18 protein-coding genes are annotated in these 21,682 nt (G+C 56.6%); 9 read left to right on the top strand and 9 right to left on the bottom strand.

The window, feature by feature from the left end; genetic code table 11:
- Nucleotides 1-44: 44 nt before the first annotated feature.
- A complete protein-coding gene (locus tag AUC60_RS13685) occupies nt 45-443 on the top strand; it encodes a tautomerase family protein (RefSeq protein ID WP_087268062.1) in 399 nt (132 codons plus the stop codon).
- Between the two features lie 350 nt (nt 444-793).
- Entirely contained in the window at nt 794-1,213 is a 420-nt protein-coding gene (locus AUC60_RS13680) for a GFA family protein (protein WP_087268060.1), read from the top strand.
- 64 nt (nt 1,214-1,277) lie between these two features.
- Here the strand turns inward: AUC60_RS13680 and AUC60_RS13675 are convergent, their stop codons facing one another.
- From AUC60_RS13675 to AUC60_RS13665, 3 genes are all read right to left on the bottom strand, one after another.
- Nucleotides 1,278-4,349, bottom strand: a complete 3,072-nt coding sequence (locus tag AUC60_RS13675; RefSeq protein ID WP_087268057.1) for an efflux RND transporter permease subunit — start codon at nt 4,347-4,349, stop codon at nt 1,278-1,280.
- A complete protein-coding gene (locus AUC60_RS13670) occupies nt 4,346-5,455 on the bottom strand; it encodes an efflux RND transporter periplasmic adaptor subunit (protein WP_087268054.1) in 1,110 nt (369 codons plus the stop codon). The genes AUC60_RS13675 and AUC60_RS13670 overlap by 4 nt, the downstream gene beginning before the upstream one ends.
- A gap of 74 nt (nt 5,456-5,529) precedes the next feature.
- The gene (locus AUC60_RS13665) at nt 5,530-6,144 is read right to left on the bottom strand and encodes a TetR/AcrR family transcriptional regulator (protein ID WP_087268051.1); all 615 of its coding nucleotides are present in this window, start codon (nt 6,142-6,144) and stop codon (nt 5,530-5,532) included.
- A 273-nt stretch (nt 6,145-6,417) separates the two neighbouring features.
- Here AUC60_RS13665 and AUC60_RS13660 point away from each other — a divergent pair, with 273 nt between their 5' ends.
- Complete coding sequence (locus AUC60_RS13660; protein WP_405623472.1) at nt 6,418-7,635, top strand: multidrug effflux MFS transporter; 1,218 nt, start codon at nt 6,418-6,420, stop codon at nt 7,633-7,635.
- 156 nt (nt 7,636-7,791) lie between these two features.
- On the opposite strand, the gene AUC60_RS13655 is transcribed toward AUC60_RS13660, so the two are convergent.
- Nucleotides 7,792-8,784: an aldo/keto reductase gene (locus AUC60_RS13655; protein ID WP_238599580.1), complete on the bottom strand. Its 993-nt coding sequence runs from the start codon at nt 8,782-8,784 to the stop codon at nt 7,792-7,794.
- Between the two features lie 661 nt (nt 8,785-9,445).
- Between AUC60_RS13655 and AUC60_RS13650 the strand changes: the two genes are divergently transcribed.
- The 4 genes from AUC60_RS13650 to AUC60_RS13635 all read left to right on the top strand — a co-directional run bounded on the left by AUC60_RS13650 (nt 9,446) and on the right by AUC60_RS13635 (nt 14,625).
- Complete coding sequence (locus AUC60_RS13650) at nt 9,446-10,771, top strand: OprD family porin (protein ID WP_087268045.1); 1,326 nt, start codon at nt 9,446-9,448, stop codon at nt 10,769-10,771.
- Nucleotides 10,772-11,277: 506 nt separating this feature from the next.
- Nucleotides 11,278-12,501 (top strand): MFS transporter, encoded by a 1,224-nt coding sequence (locus tag AUC60_RS13645; protein WP_238599576.1) that lies wholly within the window; start codon nt 11,278-11,280, stop codon nt 12,499-12,501.
- A gap of 153 nt (nt 12,502-12,654) precedes the next feature.
- On the top strand, nt 12,655-13,608 hold the full coding sequence (locus tag AUC60_RS13640) for a 2-hydroxyacid dehydrogenase (RefSeq protein WP_087268037.1): 954 nt from the start codon (nt 12,655-12,657) through the stop codon (nt 13,606-13,608).
- Between the two features lie 192 nt (nt 13,609-13,800).
- Nucleotides 13,801-14,625: an HDOD domain-containing protein gene (locus AUC60_RS13635; RefSeq protein ID WP_087268034.1), complete on the top strand. Its 825-nt coding sequence runs from the start codon at nt 13,801-13,803 to the stop codon at nt 14,623-14,625.
- A 143-nt stretch (nt 14,626-14,768) separates the two neighbouring features.
- On the opposite strand, the gene AUC60_RS13630 is transcribed toward AUC60_RS13635, so the two are convergent.
- Together AUC60_RS13630 and AUC60_RS13625 are read right to left on the bottom strand one after the other, a co-directional pair.
- Complete coding sequence (locus AUC60_RS13630; protein WP_087268031.1) at nt 14,769-15,773, bottom strand: alpha/beta fold hydrolase; 1,005 nt, start codon at nt 15,771-15,773, stop codon at nt 14,769-14,771.
- A gap of 98 nt (nt 15,774-15,871) precedes the next feature.
- Nucleotides 15,872-17,683 (bottom strand): ABC transporter ATP-binding protein, encoded by a 1,812-nt coding sequence (locus tag AUC60_RS13625; protein WP_087268334.1) that lies wholly within the window; start codon nt 17,681-17,683, stop codon nt 15,872-15,874.
- 170 nt (nt 17,684-17,853) lie between these two features.
- Here AUC60_RS13625 and AUC60_RS13620 point away from each other — a divergent pair, with 170 nt between their 5' ends.
- On the top strand, nt 17,854-18,285 hold the full coding sequence (locus AUC60_RS13620) for a DUF1810 domain-containing protein (RefSeq protein ID WP_087268028.1): 432 nt from the start codon (nt 17,854-17,856) through the stop codon (nt 18,283-18,285).
- A gap of 50 nt (nt 18,286-18,335) precedes the next feature.
- Complete coding sequence (locus AUC60_RS13615; RefSeq protein WP_087268025.1) at nt 18,336-18,566, top strand: DUF6555 family protein; 231 nt, start codon at nt 18,336-18,338, stop codon at nt 18,564-18,566.
- On the opposite strand, the gene AUC60_RS13610 is transcribed toward AUC60_RS13615, so the two are convergent.
- The 3 genes from AUC60_RS13610 to AUC60_RS13600 form a co-directional block, all read right to left on the bottom strand.
- On the bottom strand, nt 18,563-19,708 hold the full coding sequence (locus AUC60_RS13610) for a DUF1615 domain-containing protein (RefSeq protein ID WP_405623476.1): 1,146 nt from the start codon (nt 19,706-19,708) through the stop codon (nt 18,563-18,565). The genes AUC60_RS13615 and AUC60_RS13610 overlap by 4 nt on opposite strands.
- A 116-nt stretch (nt 19,709-19,824) precedes the next feature.
- Nucleotides 19,825-20,733 carry a glutaminase B gene (glsB, locus tag AUC60_RS13605; RefSeq protein WP_087268023.1) on the bottom strand — a complete coding sequence of 303 codons (909 nt, stop codon included), beginning with the start codon at nt 20,731-20,733 and terminating at the stop codon, nt 19,825-19,827.
- A 211-nt stretch (nt 20,734-20,944) separates the two neighbouring features.
- Nucleotides 20,945-21,676, bottom strand: a complete 732-nt coding sequence (locus AUC60_RS13600; RefSeq protein WP_167384349.1) for an ABC transporter permease — start codon at nt 21,674-21,676, stop codon at nt 20,945-20,947.
- Nucleotides 21,677-21,682: the final 6 nt, after the last annotated feature.

The raw sequence follows: 21,682 nt of genomic DNA, 5'->3' as shown, positions 1-21,682 counted from the left end.
TGCTCACAAAATGGCAATCATCAACCCACCGAAAGGACACCGTCATGCCTTCTGTCACGCTTCAGTTATCTGGCCCACGCAACCCCGATCTCGGTCAAAAAGCGATGGTGCTGATTAATCAGCTCACTGCCGAGGTGTTGGGCAAACAACCTCAACTCATGGCGACGACCGTTCAATACGTCGCTGATGAAGACTGGTTCATCGCTGGCCAACCCTTGTCGGTGACCGGGGGAAGTGCGTTTCACCTGGTCATCAGCATCACCGATGAGACCAACATCAAAAAGGAAAAGGCGCTGTTTCTGGCGCAGGTACATGCTGCGCTGAAGCAATTGATGCCTGACCTGCACGACTTGTCTTACGTGCATCTCGTCGATGCGCGCGCAGCCGCTTACGGCTATGGCGGGCACACCCAGGAATGGCGTCACCAGCAAGTCGGCGTTTGACAGGCAACGTTTGCTCACGATGAGGTTGAATGCAATCTGCCTGATATGTGCGGTGCGCTTATCGCGAGCAAGCTCTGCTCCCACAGGAGTCACTGATGACGTGGGACCGGCTTTAGCCGGGAAAACGTTATTTCTGCCGATGAAGATTCATCGTCTGTCCCGGCCTCTTCCCGGTTAAAGCCGGTCCCACGTCACCAATCAGCTTGCGGGCAAACATAGAATCTCCCATAAGTCCGGCGGAATACCGGCCTCTTTGCAAATGAGTTCGCGGAAATTATGTCTGCTGGCCGACGTGTGCACCATTAACTCTAAACGGCTACCCTGTTGAATTACCTCAGGAGGAACAGCCCGTGATCAAGAAAGTCGGCCCCACTGAAATCAAACCCAAACACCGCGCCTCCTGCCACTGCGGCGCGGTGGTGCTGGAACTAGACTTACCGGACGGCATTGTCGATCCTCGACGCTGCGACTGTTCGATGTGTCGCCGCAAAGGTGCCATCGTTGCCACGGTTGCGCTGGATGGCATCAAGATCATTCAAGGCCAGACCCAGCTCAAGCTCTATCAATTCAATACCCGCACGGCGCAGCATTATTTCTGCGGCAACTGCGGGATTTATACCCATCACCAGCGGCGCTCTTCACCGGATCAATACGGCTACAACCTCGGCTGCCTGGAAGGCGTGAACCCATACGATCTGGGGCAGATCAAGACCAGCGACGGGGTTAACCATCCAGCCGACCGCGAGCCACCGAGCAACGCGTCGGGCTGATTAGTACGGCCTGTTCAGCCAAACAAAGTCAGTGCGTTGCGTGCAATGGACACCAGGCATCCAGTTACGCAAGCGCTTTGCCCTCTGGACGGATCTTGAACCAGATGGAATACATGGCAGGCAGGAACACCAGTGTCATGACGGTGCCGCCCAAGGTGCCGCCAATCAGGGTGTAGGCCAGCGTGCCCCAGAATACCGAATGAGTCAGCGGGATAAAGGCCAGGATCGCCGCGAGTGCGGTGAGCAGCACTGGGCGCGCTCTCTGGACAGTCGCTTCTACCACCGCATGGAACGGATCGAGCCCTTCTTTTTCGTTTTGATCGATCTGCCCGATCAGGATCAATGTATTGCGCATGAGGATGCCGGATAGCGCAATCAGCCCTACAAGGGCATTGATCCCGAATGGCTGGCCGAACAACAGCAAGGTCGGAACCACGCCAATCAGCCCAAGTGGCGCCGTCAAAAACACCATCACCATCGCCGACATCGAGCGCACCTGAAGGATGATGATCAGCAACGTGATCGCGATCATGATCGGAAACAAAGGTGCCAGTGCCACGGTGGCTTTCGCCGACTCTTCGATCGATCCGGCTTGCTCAATGCGGTAACCCTCAGGAAGGTTATCGATGATGGGCTGTAGCGCCTTGGTGATATTGGCTGACACGTCAGGTGGCTGTAGATTCTCGGCGATATCGCCCCGTACCGTGATCGTCGGTACACGGTCACGGCGGCGCAGGATGGGGTCTTCCATTCGCACGCCCACTTCACCAATCTGGGACAGAGGTACGCGCTGACCAGCAGAACCTACCAGTGTGAAACCCTCGATCTTTGCCGGGTCCAGACGGATATCTCCGGCTGCCCTCCCCACCACTTCGACCGATCGAATGTCTTCGCGCACAGCAGTAATGGGAACTCCCGAAAGCAGAAACTGCAATTGCTGGGCAACTGCGCTGGACGTTAGCCCGACTGCCTGCAACCGGTCCTGATCCAGAGAGAAATGCAGTGTTGGCGTGCGAGGCCCCCAATCACTGTTGACTGTGCGCATCATCGGGCTCGCCATCAGGACGGTTTCTACCTGCCTGGCGATGTCGCGCAGTGTGTCGGGGTTGGGTCCCATCACCCTGTAAGCAACAGGAAAGGGTGAGTAAGGGCCGAATACCAACTGCGTGACCCGAATCCGCGCTTCAGGCGCCAAGCCTTGGGCAACGGCCTCGCGGATGGTGTGCTTGAGAGAGTCGCGGGCATCCTGAGTGTCGGTCAACACCACGATCTTGGCAAACGATGGATCAGGCAGCTCCGGTGCCATCGCCAGATAAAAACGCGGCGAACCCTGGCCGATATAAGACGTGACGATTTTTGCTGCATCCTGCTGTTGCAGCCACGCTTCGATCTTCGCCGTCGTGGCGCTGGTTTGCTCGATAGACGTGCCATATGGCATCTGAACTTCGATCAACACCTCCGGACGATCCGAGGTCGGGAAAAATTGTTTTTTAACCAGCCCCATGCCGATGATCGCCACGGCGAATGCGCTGATGACCGCGCCCGCTACCCACCATTTGCGCGCGATGACGTGGGTCAGGACTCGTCTGAAGCGGTTGTAGTGAGCAGTGTCATAGATAGCGGCGTGACCGCCTTCTACGGGTTTGATATCAGGCAACATTTTCACGCCCAGATATGGCGTAAAAACCACTGCGACCACCCACGAGGCGATCAATGCAATGCCCACAATCCAAAACATGTTGCTGGTGTATTCACCCGCAGTTGACTGAGCAAAACCGTTAGGCATGAAGCCAACAGCAGTGACCAGCGTACCCGCCAGCATCGGTGCCGCTGTATGGCTCCATGCGTACGCTGAGGCCTTGATACGGTCGTAGCCCTCCTCCATTTTCACCACCATCATTTCGATGGCAATAATGGCGTCGTCAACCAGCAGCCCCAGTGCCAGGATCAGTGAGCCGAGGGTTATACGATCAAAGTTCTTGCCCGACGCCTCCATCACCACGAAGACGATAGCAAGGGTGAGTGGCACAGCCGCCGCGACCACCACGCCCACTCGCCAGCCCATGCTGAGAAAGCAGACCAGCATCACCACCAGCAACGCAACAAAGAACTTGATCATGAACTCGTCAACAGCGGAACTGATGTTGACCGACTGGTCGGTGACCTTTGACAACGTCATACCCAACGGCATGCTTGCGTTGATTTTCAGCGTCTCGGCATCCAGCGCCTTACCGAGGTCCAGACCGTTCCAGCCCTCGCGCATCACAATTCCCAATAGCAGAGCCGGTTCACCCTGGTTGCGAACCATGAACGTTGCCGGGTCTTCATACCCGCGCTCAACAGTCGCAACGTCTGAAAGCTTCAGTATCCTGGCCTGGACCACGATGGGTGTATTGCGGATCTTTTCAAGCGTGTCGAAGGCGCCATCCAGGCGCAAAAACACCTGAGGTCCGCTGGTCTCAATCGAACCGGCAGGCGTCAAAACGTTCTGGCTGTTCAGTGCCGAGAAAATGTCCTGTGGCGAAATACCCAGTGTCGCCAGCCGCTCATGGGAAAACGACACAAAGATGCGCTCGGTTTGCTCCCCAATGATATTGATCTTCTTCACGCCGGGCACATGCAGCAGACGTTGACGCAGTGATTCGGCGTCGCGTACCAGTATCCGCTGGGGCTCACCTTTTGCCTTTAGCGCAAAGAGAGCGAACGTCACGTCCGAGAACTCATCATTGACCATCGGACCGATAACACCGGATGGCAGCGTGCGCGCAGCATCGCTCAGTTTCTTGCGCGCTTGATAAAACTCTTCCTGCACCTGGGAAGGCGGCGTTTTATCCAGCAGTGAAACCATGGTGAACGCCAGACCTGGACGGGTGTAGGTCTCGCTTCGGTCATACCATTTGAGTTCTTGCATGCGCTTTTCAAGCGGCTCTGCGACCTGGTCCTGCATTTCCTGCGCAGTAGCGCCAGGCCAGGCGGAAATAATCGTCATCTGCTTAACGGTAAACGGTGGATCCTCTGCACGTCCCAGCTTGAAAAATGACAGCGCGCCTGCCACCCCGATCAAGATAATCAGGAACAGCGTGATGGACCTTTCGCGAACGGCAAGCGCGGAAAGATTGAAGCGACCGCTGCTCATTGCCTTGCCCCTGCGATGCCATTAGAGCCTGGTTGCGACACCAGTACTTCATCACCGTCATGGAGCAGATGTGCGCCCAGCGCCACAACCCGCTCTCCGGGCTCGAGACTGCCACTGACGCGTGCCGATTCATCACTTAAACCTAGCAGTTGAATTGCGCGCCACGTCACCGTTGCAGGTACGCCTGAAACAACCCAGACGCCCGGTCCGTTGCCGGGGTCATGGATAGCCGCCACGGGAACCGCAAGCGCAGGCCCGCCAGCCCCGTCATCAGCGATGCTCAGGGTGACCGTAGCACCCAGCGGCGCGTCGGCATGTGCGCCTTCGAGCACATACCGGGCCTCGAAAGTACGAGTGAGCGGATCCGCAGCGTCAGAGAGAAGTCGCAACTTTGCAGGAATGACGCTCGTATCACTACCGTACAGCCTTGCCCGAGCTTGGCTACCTGGTACCGGACGCAGTGTTTCGGGGAGGTAGACGACGGCCTCCCTCTGCCCTGTTTTCGCCAGCCTTACTACGGCCTGCCCTGCACTGACAACCTGTCCGGGTTCGGCCAGGGTTTCTACGATCAGCCCGTCGGCATCGGCCAGCAACGACGAGTAACCCGCAGCATTGCGAGCAACGTTGGCTTGAGCTTGCGCAGCGCTCAGTTCTGCTTTTGCGGTGTCGGCCAAGGACTTGATCCGGTCGTAAGTCGACGCGGAAATGGCGCCTGACGCGATCAGATTTCGATTACGGGCCTCGTCAGATGCCGTCTGCCGCGCACGTGCCTCGGCGGCCGCAACGGCTTGCTGTTGGGCGCGGAATTGCAGATCAAGATCGATAGGGTCAAGGCGCATCAGCGGTTGACCACGCTTGACGGTCTGGCCCGTATCAACCAGACGCTCCAGCACCTTCCCGGATACTCGAAACCCTAGGTCGCTCTGAACACGAGCAACCACGACCCCGGTAAACGAGCGAGATGGATCAACGGCGCTGGTGACCGTCGCCGTCCTCACCAGTGGAGGTTGGTTGCGCGGGTCGCGTACGTTCGATGACTCGCCGCATGCTGCCAATAGGAAAGGCAGCAAGCCAACGACAAGGATTGCGGAGCTGGGCCGGAACATGGGATCCCTTACTTCAGTAAGTGAGCAGGAATCCAATTCTCTATTTAGTGACCAATTTAGTCAATGGTCACGAATCAAGGCGCAAGACTTCTCAGTATCAACGCTGATAAAAGCACGGGCGCCGTCGCTACGATGTCCAGGTTGTATTGCAACTGGACCGGGCTGATGTAGGGACGCATTACCAGATGAATGGCCTGGACCGCTTCATCCAGCGGGGTCTTGCGCTCGAACTCGCCCGACTCGCGCCCTTCCAGCACAATCTGCTGGATAAGCAGACGCAGGCGCTCGTCGTGGGCAACGGCTGAAGGCCACTGATCGCGTGCGGCAACAGAGGCTATGTCATAGAGTTTGCGGTCATGGAAAAACAAGTCACTACCCGCCTCCACAATTGCCCGAAACAGCCGCCGCAGCTTCTCGGTAGCAGTGGGTGCATCGTTAATGGCCGTGTCCACAACGGCCATGATCATCGCAAGCCGGTTAGAGCAAATCAGCTCTCCGATGGCCTGCTTCGAGTCAAAAAATTTGTAGATGTAGGCTTTGGAAAAACCGATCGCCTTGGCGAGGTCGGAGACCGTGGTCTTCTCATACCCATAGTGTCCGAAATGTTGCGTGGCTGCTTCCACGACCTGGTCGCGAACGCTGTGATCGGAAGGCCCGCGCGATGGCGGCGTGCTGATTGAATTCGTCATATTTCCAGCTTAGCTCTGAGAGCACTCATTGACAACTTGTGACCGATTCATAATATAGTCACAACAAATATCATCCAGTAAATGTAAATAAACCTGCTTTGTAACTATGCGCTGCTGAGGGTTCCGGCCTGTCGCAGGGCTGCGAAGCAGGTCGAGATTAACATCGTGCGGACCTCCGGGTATTGGACCGCTATCAGACTGCGCATCTGTCCCGGAAGACGTTTTGAGAGCGCTGCGACGACCTGTTACTTACAGCGAGTTTGAGGAATGCACATGGAAATTGAGCACGCATCGCCGGCTATCGAAACCCAACAGTCCAGATCCAGCCAACCATTGACCGGTAAAATCGTGGCGTTGCTGGCGGGTCTTGCGGCAATCAGCATGCTGTCCACCAACATCATTCTGCCCGCGTTCCCCGCTATCGCCAGAGAACTGGCCGTGACTGAACGCGAGCTCGGTCTGACGCTGTCCAGTTTCTTCATTACCTTCGCATTGGGCCAGTTAATAGTGGGACCACTGGCCGATCGCTACGGTCGTAGAAAACTCGTACTGGGCGGACTCTTCATCTTCGTGCTGGGGACCGTCATCGGTGGCCTATCCCACACCCTCGATATGCTGATAGCAGGGCGCGTTATCCAGGCTTTGGGCGTATGCGCGGCCTCCGTGCTATCACGCGCTATAGCGAGGGACTTGTTCCAGGGTGAAGCGCTTGCTCGGGCCTTGTCCTTGACCATGATCGCCACCGCAGCCGCCCCCGGATTTTCACCCTTGGTGGGCAGCCTGCTGTCCGATACCCTCGGATGGCGTGCAATTTTCATCCTTGTTGGGCTTGCCGCCAGTGCGCTTGCGCTCTTTTACATTACAGGCCTTGGGGAAACCCATCCCGTTGAGCGACGAGTAGCGCATTCAGCCATAAATGTCCTGCGCGACTATCGACGACTCGCGCTGGATAAGCGGTTCATCCTTCCCGCACTTTCGATGAGCCTCTTGATGAGCGGACTGTTTGCCTCGTTCGCTGCAGCCCCTGCCATTCTGATGAAAGGGATCGGCCTGACGTCGTTGCAGACCGGGCTGTACTTCGCCTCTACCGTGTTTGTCGTGTTCGCAGCGGGCATGGCAGCACCGCGCCTGGCGCACCGCCATGGCCCGAGAAAAATTGCGTTGCTGGGTATCATTTGCGCCATGACTGGCGGCTGCCTTTTACTCGTGGGTCCGGCCCATCCGAGCCTCGGCTGGTACGCCCTTTCAATGGTTACATTCCTGTGGGGCATGGGTTTGGCCAATCCGCTGGGAACGGCACTCGCAATGGGGCCTTTTGGTAAAGAGGCGGGGCTGGCTTCGGCCCTGTTCGGCTTCATTTCCATGGGGGCAGCGGCGCTCACAACCTGGCTCGCTTCAGTGATCACCTATGCGCCTGTCATGACTCTGGGCGGTATTCAGCTCATGGCTTGCCTGGTAGCACTGGTATTGTTCCAGAGAAGCAGGCCGTAAAGCCTGCGGGTCACTGCTGCGCAATCCAAAAAACTGCGTTAGTCGGGAGGGTTCCTGACAACGATTTCCAGTGGGCGCACTGGCCGCTTCCCGGCTGACGCCTGTCCCGCAAAAAGCACAGGTCAGTTTTTTCGCCAGCCTCGAATGGCTTTCGGTTCAGGCAGGATGTTCAGCGCTGGAAAGGATGAGTTTTTCTCGCCGAAGTGTCTCCCAGAACTCTTGAGGAACTTTGACATTCATGGATTCGACGTTAGCTTTGACCTGACCGGGGACCCGAGCACCAGGAATGATGGCCGAGACTATTTTAGGTGCGGCCGCAAATTGCAAGGCAGCGGTACGTATATCGATACCAAAACGGTCGCACACGGATGTTAGCCTGGCTCGCTTTTCCAGAACTCCAGCGGGCAGTGTTGTACTGAAGTTATAACGATTTCGGCCCCCCAGGAAACCATCATTCAGCGGTGTACCCACAACCACCGATATGCCCTTGCTCGCTAAAGCAGGAAAGGTTTTCGCGATAGCGAATTCGTGATCAATAATTGAGTACTGACAGGCTAACAACACGATGTCTGGAGTCGGAACACTGGATTGCGCAGCAAGTATTGCCGCGTCGGGGGCATTGATACCAAACCCCCAGGCGCCAATAAGCCCCTCCTCCCTCATCTTCGTCAGTTCTGCCATAGCGCCCTTGGTCGCTACTTCATAGTTTTTTTGCCATGTGCCTGGCAGTTCAGTGTTATCCGGCCCCAAGTCATGAATGTAGACGATGTCTATTTTTGCCAACCCTAATCGTTGCAAACTGTCTTCTACTGAGCGACGTGCCCCTGCAGCGGTGTAATCATATTCATAGCGAAATGGCAGAGGCTCCGTCCACAAGGAATCATCAACTTTAGCGTCTGGACTCGGTTTGAATACTCGTCCAACTTTTGTTGATACCAGATAGTCCTGGCGAGGCTTGCGCCTCAAGAACTGGCCCAATCTATGCTCACTGAGCCCATAGCCATAAAAGGGCGAAGTGTCGAAATACCTCACCCCGGCCTCCCATGCCTGATTCAGTACTGCCTGGGCCTGATCATCGCTGACAGGTGCAAATATATTGCCTATTTGTGTACCGCCCATGCCAAAGCGAAAAGGTGTGCGATAACGCATGCCCTCGCGCCCTGCATTTAACGGTAACGCGGAACCCTGTAATGACCCTCGAGTGGGTAATACATAGCCCCGATCCAATGGAGAAGCTTGAGCCACTCCGGATGCAGGCCTGGTTTGATCGGCCGACGCGATACCTGGGAGTGCAGCCAGCGCAACAACGCTACCCGCCAGCTGTATAAATTCCCGACGCTGCATGATGGACATCTCCGAAAGTAAAAATGCAAATGCCTCCGTCCCTGGTCTAAAAATGACACTTTATCAATGCAGAACGGCTGTTCGGCATCTGCATGGATACTACTCATCGAACTACCGTTTTAAAGTACTTACAAAAAAGTAAGTGCGACAATTAACAAAGACATCAATGTGTTTTTGTAAGTACATATTTCGAAAACTTCAGCCCCATAAAAACATTCTAAATACGACGTCGTTTTTTTCTACGGTGTCAGTTGCTGACAACACAAACACGACGAGAAAAATTTTATTGAGACGGGACAGGAGTATCGGTATTCATCGAGCGCCAATACTTCATTGCATATTTGTAATCTTTCAACCATCTCGTTGTTACCTTCCACTCGTCAAGATTGTGCCCACTGGCAGCGCTCGAACTTATAAAAAAGCCAGGTCGACACATAAGAAATCTGCCGATTTGAACGGAGCGAACATGACTCATCTCAACAAATTATCTTTGGCCGTGCTTTCGACAATCGCGAGTGTCACACCGCTTGCTGCTTATGCAGAGGAGCAAAAGGAAGGGTTCATCGAGGGCAGCACGCTGACCGTGCTCAACCGAAGTTTCTACATGAACCGTGACCACCGCAAAGGCGAGTCAAGCCCCACCGGCAATGGCTATTCCGAAGCGTGGGCACAAGGCGTCATCGGCAAATTCGAGTCGGGTTTCACCCAGGGTACGTTCGGGGTCGGTGTCGACGCCTTTGCCATGCTGGGCATCAAGCTTGATACCGGTGATGGCCGTAACGGCGGACGCAGCTCCTTCGATGTGCTGCCGGTCGACAGTGATGGCGAGGCCGAAGACAACTACAGCAAGGTCGGCGGCGCGCTGAAAGCCAGAGCATTCGATACGGTGGTGAAGGTCGGGGATGTTTTTCCATCAACCCCGGTGGTCTCCTTTGGCGACTCGCGGCTCCTGCCTGAAAGCTTTCGCGGCGTCACGGCGACCAACACAAGTATCAGTGGCTTAACCCTCCAGGGTGGGCGCCTTCATTCAATGAGCCAGCCAGCCTCCAGCGGCATGCGCGATAACTTCGCGACGTTTTATGCAGGTTCGGTCAACGCACCGTGGGTTGCTTATTTCGGGGGCGATTACAATGCCACTGACCGCTTGAGTCTGGGGCTGTACACCAGCAGGCTGAAAGACGCCTGGGATCAGACGTACGCATCCACTTCTTACACGCTGCCGCTCTCGGATAATCTGGCGCTGACCGGCAGCCTGAACTACTACAACGCGACCGACGAAGGCAAAAAGCTCCTCGGCGAATTCGACAATGACATCTGGAGTGCAAAGATCGGCCTTCAGTACGGCGCTCATACATTGGCCCTCTCGCACCAGCGAAATGAAGGCGACGATGACTTCGACTACCTCAGACAGTCCGACTCGATCTACCTCGCTAACTCTATCCAGTACAGCGACTTCAACTCGCCGAAAGAGCGCTCGTGGATGGTCACCTACAACCTGGACATGACCACCTTTGGTGTGCCCGGCCTGTCGTTCATGACGCGCTACGGCAAAGGTACCGATGCCGACTACACCAACGCGAACAGCACTTACATGCGCCGGGATGCGGATGGCAATCCACTCACTGATCAGAAGCGCTGGGAACGGGATATCGAAGCGAAATACATCGTGCAGACCGGCAACCTTAAGGACCTGTCACTGCGCGTGCGACAGGCCACTACCCGAGCGACTGCATTCGAATCAGACCTTGATGAGGTCAGGGTGATTGTCGAGTATCCGCTGAGCGTTCTGTGAAGAGCAGTCTGAGGATTTAGCAACACCGCCTTGGAAGCTCCCGCTCTGCAATCAAGGTGTTTCAGGCGCTCTCACGAGCGCCTTTTTTTGGTCATGCCTTTCTGTGCGCGCTGCAAAAATTGAACCTGTAGGAGCTGCCGAAGGCTGCGATCGCGGTGTATCAGGAGAAATGCTTCGCAGCCTTCGGCAGCTCCTACAGACAATGCATTTCAATCCATTAATTTGATGAGAGTGAGCTTGCTCGATTCGATTTTTCTGTCGATGAATAAGTCGCCTGTACTGACGCTATCGCGGGCAATGTGGATCGCCGCCCCGGTCACTCCTACAGGGGCGACGTTTGCTGCTAACGGCACTGTAAGAGCCGCTTCAATGCCTATCCATTGATCCGGCGCAGCGATTGAGTCAGGAAAAGCGTCTAGGCTGCAGGTTACCCCCCGACCAACAAGGCCACTGTCATGCCTCCTGCGTCATCCGCACATCTATCCGCACGCTCCGAACCGCTGCACATGGGATTTGTCATCGCCTGGCTGTTCTGCGCCCTCTTCTACTTTGTTCAATACGCCCTGCGCTCGGCGCCCGGGGTGATGATGCCGGAACTGACCGAAGCATTCGGCCGCGACGTGGTCGCAGTCAGTGCGCTGGTAGGTCTGTATTACTACACCTACTCGATTTTCTCGATTATTGCGGGCGCTGCACTGGACAGACTGGGCGCCAAGTACGTGATACCGGCGGGTATTCTGATGGTTGCCGTGGGTGCTGCACTATTCGGGCTGGGTGAGCTGCAAGTCGCGCAAATCGGTCGCCTGCTGCAAGGCGCCGGGTCTGCCTGCGCCTTCATCGGCGCGGTCTATCTGGCAACGCACGGCTTCCCGCCTCGTTACCTGGCCACTGCCGTCGGTTTCACTCAATGCTTCGGCATGATGGGTGGTTTCGCGGGACAGTTTGCGGTGGGGCCGATCATTCACGGCACCATCGCGTGGCAGCAATTCTGGTTCATCGCCGCCGGTTGCCTGTTCGTCATCGCGGTACTGGTGTTGTTCATGACGCCCAAAGGTCACGATCCAAGGCCTGCGGGGAGCAGCAACTCGCTGGGTTCGGTGCTGACGCCCTACAAGCAAGTGCTGAGTAATCCGCAGTCCTGGTTATGCGGCTTCACGGCTGGCCTGCTGTTTCTGCCGACGACGATTGGCGACATGATCTGGGGCGTGCCATTCCTGCGTGACGGCCTGGCGGTCAGCTATAGCGAAGCAGTCAATCGCAGCAGCATGATCCCTCTGGGCTGGGTGATAGGTTGCCCGCTGCTCGGTTATATTTCCGACCGCATTGGCAGACGTAAACCAGTGCTGATCGGTGGCGCGACGTTGATGCTGATCGCCAGCGCGTCGATCCTGTATTTGCCGGCCGGATTTGCCCCGCCGTATCTGTTCGGGTTGCTGCTGGGTATCGGTTCCGGCGCAGCGATGATTCCCTACTCGATCATCAAGGAAGTCAACGCCGACAACGTCAAAGGCAGTGCGACCGGTGCGATCAACTTTCTGGTCTTTACTTTCAGCGCCCTGCTGACACCGGTGTTTGGTTACCTGCTCGCGCGCATGGCGATGGGTGGTGCGTTGACCCTGCCGATATTTCAGGCTGCCGGCGCCTGGTTGCTGGGTGGCATCGTCCTCGCTATCGGGCTGGCACTGTTGATTCTGGAAACGGGACCGAAAGGTCGGCAAGCGGCTGGCTAGAAGGTTTAATGAACGCCTCGACAGGCTCTGGATCGAACATTCAGGCTTGAATGACGGCAGCATGCGTATATGATCAGAGCGTAGTTGTACGATGACATATGACGCCAAGCATGCCTTCATGTTTTTCAAAAATAAAATGACGAGCGATCCACTATGACTCAAAGCAAAGCCGAAGTACTGGTCTGGGGCCAGATGCACGCCTCTCTCACTGAAGCGCTGGCCCGGGACTTTACCGTGCACAATCGCTGGGAGATTGCGGACCTGGAAGCCTGGCTCTCTACCCATGGCAAGAACATTCGCGCCATCGTCACCAGCGCTGTTTACGGCACGGACAATCAAGTGCTGGAGCGTCTGCCAAATCTCGAAGTCGTGACCAGCTTCGGCGTGGGTTACGACGCCATAGACACCGACTACTTGTCGGGCCGCGGCATCAAATTCAGTAACACCCCGGATGTATTGAACAAGGCCGTTGCAGAGACTGCCCTCGCGCTGATGCTCTGCGTGAGCCGCAAGATCAGCGAAGCCGAGCGTTTTGTGCGGGCAGGTAAATGGCCAGACGGCAAATTCCCGCTGGGTCGTGATCTCGCAGGCAAAACCTGCGGCATTGTAGGCCTCGGCAAAATAGGTAAAACCATCGCGACCCGCGCTGCAGCGTTCGACATGAACATTGCTTATTTCCGTCGCGGCCAGGCATATCCGGATGTGTCTTACACGCATTACGCCGACCTCCACGAACTGGCCAAAGTCAGTGATTATCTGGTGGTGATCGTGCCGGGCGGTGCCGACACCGAGAAGCTGATCAGCGCTTCGGTGCTCAAGGCATTGGGTTCGGACTCGTTCCTGATCAACGTTGCACGCGGTACGGTCGTCGACGAAAAAGCTCTGATCGCGTCCCTGCAGGCGGGAGAAATCGCCGGTGCCGGGCTGGATGTGTTCGAGGATGAGCCAAATGTGCCAGCCGAACTGATCAGCCTGGATCAGGTAGTGTTGACTCCGCACATCGGCAGCGGCACTTACGAAACCCGCAAGGCCATGGCGGATCTGGTGTTCGCCAATCTGAGTCGTTACATCGATGAGGGTGAGTTGATTACGCCGGTGCTGGGTTAAACATTCGCATCTCCCCTCGCGGCTAAAGCCGCTCCTACAACGATGAAGGTCGTAGGAGCGGCTTTGGCCGGCCTTACGAATCCGTGATACCGGATTTGCCTACTGTTTCACGCATTTAACGATCGCTGGCCATGCAGCCTCGCCAAAATCACCTATCGTTCTGTTTCAGGTCGAAAAAAAGGTGAGTCTTCCATGGATATTGAAACGCTGTTCACCAAGTTACCCAGTCTCCCCAGCATTCCCAAAGTCGCGCAGGACTTGATCCAGCAATTTGACAGCCCTTCTTCCAGCCTGGAAAGCATCGCTCGCAACATCGAAAAGGACCCGGTGATTTCGGCGAAGATTTTGCGTCTGGCCAACTCGTCAAGGTTTCGCGGTTCACGTGAATCATCGAGCATTGAAGACGCGGCGATGCGCCTGGGATTTAACACGTTGCGTACGCTGGTGCTGGCTTCGGCGGTGACCGGTGCGTTCAAGGCCGGGCCAAGCTTTGATCTGAAAGGGTTCTGGCTGAAGAGTTTTCAGGTGGCGGGTATTTGCCGGATTCTGGCCAAGCAGAGCGGTCAGGACGCGGAAATTGCGTTTACCTGCGGCGTGATGCATGACATCGGCGAATTGTTGATCCAGACCGGCGCACCAGAAGTCGCCGAGCGGATCAATGCCGGGAGCAAGACCGGTACCCCAGGCCGCGCAGCCAATGAAACGATGCAACTGGGTTTTGGCTATCCCGAAGTCGGTGCCGAACTGGCTCGGCGCTGGCAGTTACCGGTGGTCATCCAGCAAGCCATTGCCTATCAGGCAAAACCTCTGCAAGCGCCAGCCGATGCTCCCCTTCCCCGTATCGTGGCTCAGGCGATGCTGATTTCCGATGCGCTCGAAGCCCACGGCGGTGCCACGCCCGAAGCGCAACAGGCAGTAACCGGACCGCTGACCGAGGGTGTCGATCTGGACGCGCTGTTCGCCGCACTGCCCGCCGTGCTGGAGGCGGACAAAGCGTTCGCAGAGCTGTTGAATTGAAGTTTGGAGATCATTTGCAAACCTGAACCGGGCCAACCTTATCGCGGGCAAGCCTCGCTCCCACAGGAGAATGCGATCTCTTGTGAGAGCGAGCCTTGCCCGCGATAAAGTCACCCTGTAGCCAGCAAAACATAGCGTCTCGGTTACTTCCCACCCAACCCCGTGATCAACGCTTTGTTAAACCCAACCGGGTCCTCCATCTGCGGCGCATGCCCCAAGCCCGGGAATTCCACCAGTTTTGCGCCGGGGATCATCTTCGCCACGTCTTTACCCAACACTTTGTAATTACCCAGCCTGGCCTTGAGCTCCGGCGAAACAATGTCGCTGCCGATGGCTGTGGTGTCCGCATCGCCAATCATCAGCAAGGTCGGAACGCTGACTTTCGGGAACTCGTAGAACACCGGCTGAGTGAAAATCATGTCGTAGATCAGCGCCGAGTTCCACGCCACCGCTTCCTTGCCCGGCCCTTTGCTCAGACCCGCGAGCATATCGACCCACTTATCGTATTCGGGCTTCCAGCGGCCTGCGTAATAGGTGTTCTGCTCGTACTTGCGAATGCCTTCGGCCGTGACTTTCAGCTCACGCGCGTACCATTGATCGACGGTTCGATACGGCACACCCAAGGCTTTCCAGTCTTCCAGCCCGATGGGGTTGACCATGACCAGTTGCTGGGTCTGCTGCGGGTACATGAGGGCATAACGAGTGGCGAGCATACCGCCAGTGGAGTGACCGATTATGGTCGCCTTGTCGACGCCCAGTTTGGCAAGTAACGCGTGGGTGTTAGTCGCCAATTGCTGGAAGGTGTATTGGTAATTATCGGGTTTGCTAGAGCTGCAGAAGCCGATCTGGTCCGGCGCGACGACACGATAACCTGCGCTGCTCAGGGCCTTGATGCTGTCTTCCCAGGTTGCGCCGCAGAAATTCTTGCCATGCATCAGCACCACGGTTTTACCGTTGGCTTTGCCTTGGGCGGCGACATCCATATAACCCATTTCCAGCTTTTTACCCTGGGACTCGAATTCGAATTTGCTCAATGGATAAGGGTATTTAAAACCCTCAAGTTGCTTGCCATAGCTGGGTGTATCGGCCATCGCCCCTATGGGTAATGTCAGAGCCAGCATGAAACCGGCAATCTGTGCAGCGCGCATGTGCAATCTCTCCTGAGCCAAGAATATTCAACCCAAGGTGATACACCGCGCTTTGTGTTACGGGCAAGCAATGAAACATGAAGTAAGAGTTATGTTACTTACCGATACCCTCGCGCCTGCAAATCAAACAACTCGGCATAGCGGCCGCCCGCTGTCACCAGGCTGGCATGATCGCCTCGCTCCAGCACCCTGCCCTGATCCAGCACCACGATATGGTCAGCGTTGCGCACGCTGGAGAACCGGTGGGAAATCAGCAGCGTCATGCGCCCTTTGGCGTACTCGCGGAAGTGATCGAATACTGCAGCCTCCGCCCCGGCATCCAGTGCTGCAGTTGGCTCGTCCAGAATCAAAATGTCGGCGTTACGGCGCATGTAAGCCCGCGACAAGGCGATCTTCTGCCACTGCCCGCCTGACAACTCCTGACCACCGGCAAACCACCTACCCAGTTGCGTGGCATAACCCTTGTCCAGCCGCTCGATGAACTCCGCGGCCATGCCCTGACCGGCTGCCTCGCGCCAACGGTTTTCTTCGCCAAACGCATCGATGTCACCCACGCCCAGGTTTTCACCAACCACGAATTGATAGCGAATGTAATCCTGAAAAATCACCCCGATGCGCCGTCGCAATGCATCTTCGTCCCAGTCATTGAGGTCACTGCCATCAAGCACAATGCGTCCCTGATTGGGTCGATACAGACGGGTCAGCAGCTTGATCAAGGTGGTTTTTCCGGATCCATTTTCACCGACCAACGCCACGCTGCGACCTGGAGCCAAATGCAGGTCGATGTTCTCCAGAGTCACATGGCTGGAGCCGGGATAACTGAAGCTCACGTTTTCAAAACGCATGCCGTCGCCGGGCAATACGCCTTCGGTCAGATGACCGGTCGCTACTGGCACAGGCTGCCCGAGATATTCGTACAGATCGGCCAGGTACAAACCATCTTCGTACAGCCCGCTGATTGCACTCAGGCTACTGCTGACCGCACTTTGCCCCTGCTTGAACAGCACCAGGTACATGGTCATCTGCCCCAGTGTGATCCGCCCGTGCACAGCGTCGATCACAATCCACGCATAGGCCAGATAGAACGCACTGGTGCCCAGCAGACCGAGCAGGAAACCCCAGCCGTCGCGGCGCAGGGTGAGCTTACGGTCTTCGGCGTACAACCGCTGGAAGGTGTCGCGATAACGCTGCATCAGCAACGGGCCGAAGCCAAACAGCTTGACCTCCTTGATGTAGGTTTCATGGGATAGCAGCGTTTCGATGTAATTCTGCTGACGGCTTTCCGGGGCTCGGCGGGTGAACAGCCGGAATGCATCGCCGGAAAAATGCGCCTCGGCGAAGAACACCGGCAACGCACCGATCACCAGAATCAACAACGCCCACGGCGAAAAATGCACCAGCAAAATGCCGAAGCTGATCAGGGAAATCAGATTCTGGATCAGCCCGAGGGATTTAGTCACCAGCGCCAAAGGCCGGGTCGACGCCTCGCGACGGACCCGCACCAGCTTGTCGTAGAACTCGGAGTCTTCGAACTGGGTCAGCGACAGGGTCTGGGCTTTCTCCAGAATCAGCGTATTGACCTTCTGCCCCAGCTGAACGCGCAGCAGCGATTGCTGAACGGACAACGCCCGTTGAGTCCCGGCCAGCAGCGCCAGGACACCAGCCTCCAGCAACACGTAACGCAACACCGGCCATAATGGCGCCTCACCCGCTGTAGCGTGCAATTGCATGGCGGCAACCACCGCATCGACGATACGCTGGCCGAGCCACGCGGCCAGGGCTGGCAGCACGCCCGCCATCAACGTGGCGATAATCAAACCGATCGACAAACCTCGGGACGTGGTCCAGACCAACCCCATGGCACGGCGTGCCTGATCGAGAAAAGCGGTGAAGCGACTGACAACGGGCATGCGCGGGGGGGACTCTTGAAGATGCAGGATCGTAAAACCGTAAGAGCTGCCGAAGGCTGCGAAGGCATTCATGCTGACACACTGCTCATCGCAGCCTGCGGCAGCTCCTACAAAACATGTTAACTGTGCAACCGGCTAAGCTCACATCATAAGCCCTGAGGACCTGTGACATGGAAGACACCTACGATTTGCAGCGTTTCGTCGACGCCCAGGCGCCGGTATTCAATCAGGTGCTCAGTGAACTGCGTGCCGGTCGCAAACACAGCCACTGGATGTGGTTCGTGTTTCCGCAGATCAGCGGGCTGGGCCATAGCGAAATGGCCCGCCGCTATGCGATTACCTGCCTGGACGAAGCCTTGGCTTATCTTGCGCATCCGCTTCTTGGGCCACGGCTTGAGCAATGCGCAAAAATAATCGAGCCGCAATTGCAGTGGACGGCACGACAGATATTCGGTTCACCGGACGACATGAAACTGCACTCCAGCATGACCCTGTTTGCCACCGCCGCGCCTGAGCGCAAAGTATTTCAGGGCGTACTCGATACATTCTTTAATGGCCGCCATGATCCATCGACTCTGGAAAAGCTAAGCCAAGGCAACTGAACTATCAGAACGCCACTAGTGTCATAGCGCTACCACACTTGGAGCGACCTATGGCAATCCGCCGACATTTCGAGATCCGCTACCGAATCCACGGGCAAATGAAACTGTTCGTACAAACTGACTCACAAATGACCGACAGCGATGCCTGGTACTACGCTTGCCTGCACGCAGGCATTGGCCTAATGCATGATCTGACACCGCCTTCCGAGGAAATCGTCGTGCTCAAGCATCACGCCGAACGCTCGGGATTAACCGACGTCAGTTGGCAAGAACAAACCTAGCGCCCGGCCCGCTGCACGCAACGCTCACGTCGATCATCAACCCGCTCGGCGAACCACGCGGTAGTCAAGTCCCGAGTGATCTTGGGGCTTTGCAGCGTAATCCCCGGCAAGATAGCTCGAGGCAGGGGCTTGCCTGCAGCCTGCTCAGCCAGCTCGAAGACCCGCTCGTAAACTTCGGTCTCCTGGAAATCCAGCGTGTCACCCTGTTTGAGCTGGCTGAAAATCGCCGAGTTGCTCATGTCCAGACGCTTGCCCAATGTGCGAATCGCCAACTCGGTCGCGCCCGGCGACGTCGAGTCATAGCGGATCAGGTCACCGTCCAGCGCCAGCTTGATGCCCGTAGCACGGCTGACAGCACTCTGAAAGGCCGCATTGCGACTGGCGTACCAACCAGCATTGAAGTCCGCAAAACGGTAAAGCGACTGCGGATAATCTGCGGGGTAACCGAGCAAATGCGCGATCCCGAAATACATGCCGCCACGGCGACTGAACACTTCCCGGCGAATGGTCCCGTCTATCGGATACGGATAACCCTTGGCCTGTTTCTCGGCGAAGGCGATGCTGACTTGCATCGGCCCGCCGGTATGCACCGGATTGAGACTGCCGAACAGAGTCTGGCCCATGGGTACCATGCCAATGAAGTCATCAAAGATCGCACTGAGGTCCTTCTCCGTACGCGCCGCGTCAAGTCGCGCTGCATAGGTTTTACCGTTGGGCGAGCGGATCTTCAAAGCGCGGTTGATGAGCACCTGAGGGATGTGCAGCCGGGCGGCACGACGATCTATTTCGCCGCGAGCAATTCTGGCCATTCCCGGGACAGCCGGGTCGACTTGATAAGTGGATTCCTGCTCGGTCACTGCCAATACGGAACACAGGTTTTCGGTGCTGGGCTCCAATTCCTGCGCTGCAAAAGCAGTCTGAATATCAGCGGCCCAGCCTTCTCGATCAGGCGTTTTGGCGGGCATCAGCCGCACGATCTGCGCGCGTACCTGGCCCGGCGTCAGCTCAGGTGCCTGCTGGCTGCGTTGTGTGCCGCAGGCAGCAAGCAGCAGACCGCCAAGCACAATCAGCAGTGGCTTGAGTACCTCTGGAACACGGAGCGAAAACCCGAAAACCGGCAGCATTGATCGATTCAAAAGCATGCTTCCCCTGGCGCTAGTGAAATTTGAATCAACCGCATGGCAGCTGATTCGAATTCAATAGACCCGCGCAGAAGCGTGAATGCTCGGAGTTTTCCTGAATGGCGGTCAATCCGCGGTCAGAACACCGACCATTCAATCCGCGAACTGAGTTTTTCCAGAGCAGCCATGCCCGCCAGCGAATTGCCTGCCGCATTGAGCTCAGGCGACCAGACGCACACCGTGAAACGCCCCGGTACCACGGCGACGATACCGCCGCCGACCCCGCTCTTGCCGGGCAAGCCGACTCGATAGGCGAAATTGCCCGCTTCGTCGTACAGGCCACTCGTGGCCATGATCGAGTTGAGTTGCTTGGTCTGCCGTGCGCTGAGGATTTGCTCGCCGCTGTGTACGCAATAGCCCTGATTGGCAAGAAAGCCAAAGGCACGGGCCAGGTCGACGCAGCTCATGCTCAAGGCGCAGTGATGGAAATAGCTGCGCAGGACCGCCTCAACCTCGCCATGAAAATTGTCGAAGGATTTCATCAGATAGGCCGCAGCTGCGTTGCGTGAGCGGTGCTGGTATTCGGACTCGGCAACTTTCGAGTCGGAAATGATCTCGGGGTTACCGCAAAGGCGACGCACAAAGTCGCGCATCGACAATGCCGGCGCGGCGAAGCGCGACTGATTGATATCGCAGATCACCAGGGCCCCGGCATTGATGAACGGGTTACGCGGTTTGCCGCGCTCGAACTCCAGTTGCACCAGCGAGTTGAACGGTTGACCCGACGGTTCATGACCCAGACGCTGCCAGATATCCTCCCCGGAATGCCCGATGGCCTGCACCAGACTGAAGACCTTGGAAATACTCTGGATAGAGAAACGCGTCTCGGCATCGCCTGCGCAATACAGCTCACCGTCGTTGCCGTACACGGCAATGCCCAATTGATTCCCCGGGACCTCGCCCAGCGCCGGAATGTAGTTGGCAACTTTGCCCATTCCAATCAACGGACGTACTTCGTCGAGTATCTCGTTCAGCAACTTCTGCATGGATGTGCTCATTGTTTTCGGGACCGCATGCTAGACGATCAATGGGCGAGGCGCATCACACGGTGTCTGAGGCTGGCTGATATTTCTGTAAGAACACCCATTGTGTCCTCGACATACTGCGCGAAGCATACATTGGACCTGTAGCTGCCGAAGGCTGCAATAAACGTTCTAACCAGCGTGCAGAAAAGCAGCCTCGCACGCCAGTATTCCGTCAATGAGCCCAGCGTCGATGTAGATTTCTGGCTAACGCGTCAAGTAAATACCCCAGAAAACCAATCACCAGCACCATCGCCATCAATTCCGAATACGCCAATCGGTCACGGGTATCGAGTATGAAATAGCCCAACCCGGCACTAACCCCAAGCATTTCGCACGGCACCAGCACGATCCACAGAACGCCGATCGATAGACGTGTGCCAGTCAGCACATGACCAACAATGCCTGGCACGATGACTTTGCTGAGTGTCTCCCAACGCGTTGCACTCAGGCTGCGGCTTAATTGCAGCCAGCGCGGATCAAGCTGCCTGACCCCAGCCACGGTATTGAGCAAGATCGGCCAGACGGCAGCGAAAGTCAGCAGAAAATAGATCGGCTGATCACCGACGCCCATGAGCATCACCACCACTGGCATCCACGACAAAGGCGAGATCATGCGCAACAGTTGAAAGGCTGGCGTGGTCGCGGCCTCAAGATTGCGCGAGCTGCCAATCAATAATCCCAGCGGAACGCCAATCAGCAGCGCCAGCGACAGGCCGACGACAATCCGTTTCAGGCTGATCAGCACGTGCTCGTAGAGCTCAGACCGCCCCAGCAACTCCCACAGGCTGACAAAAGTCGCTTGAGGAGAAAAACGCCCTGACAAGCCGTCCGTTTCGCCAAACAACTGGGTGCCTGCCCACCAAAAGAGCAACAGACAAAGCAGCCCGACAATGCCGAGCACAATGTGCCC

This window comes from Pseudomonas caspiana (assembly GCF_002158995.1).
Lineage (GTDB): Bacteria > Pseudomonadota > Gammaproteobacteria > Pseudomonadales > Pseudomonadaceae > Aquipseudomonas > Aquipseudomonas caspiana.
The sequence above is the reverse complement of the archived record's forward strand: the minus strand, read 5'-3'. Positions and strand labels throughout refer to the sequence as shown.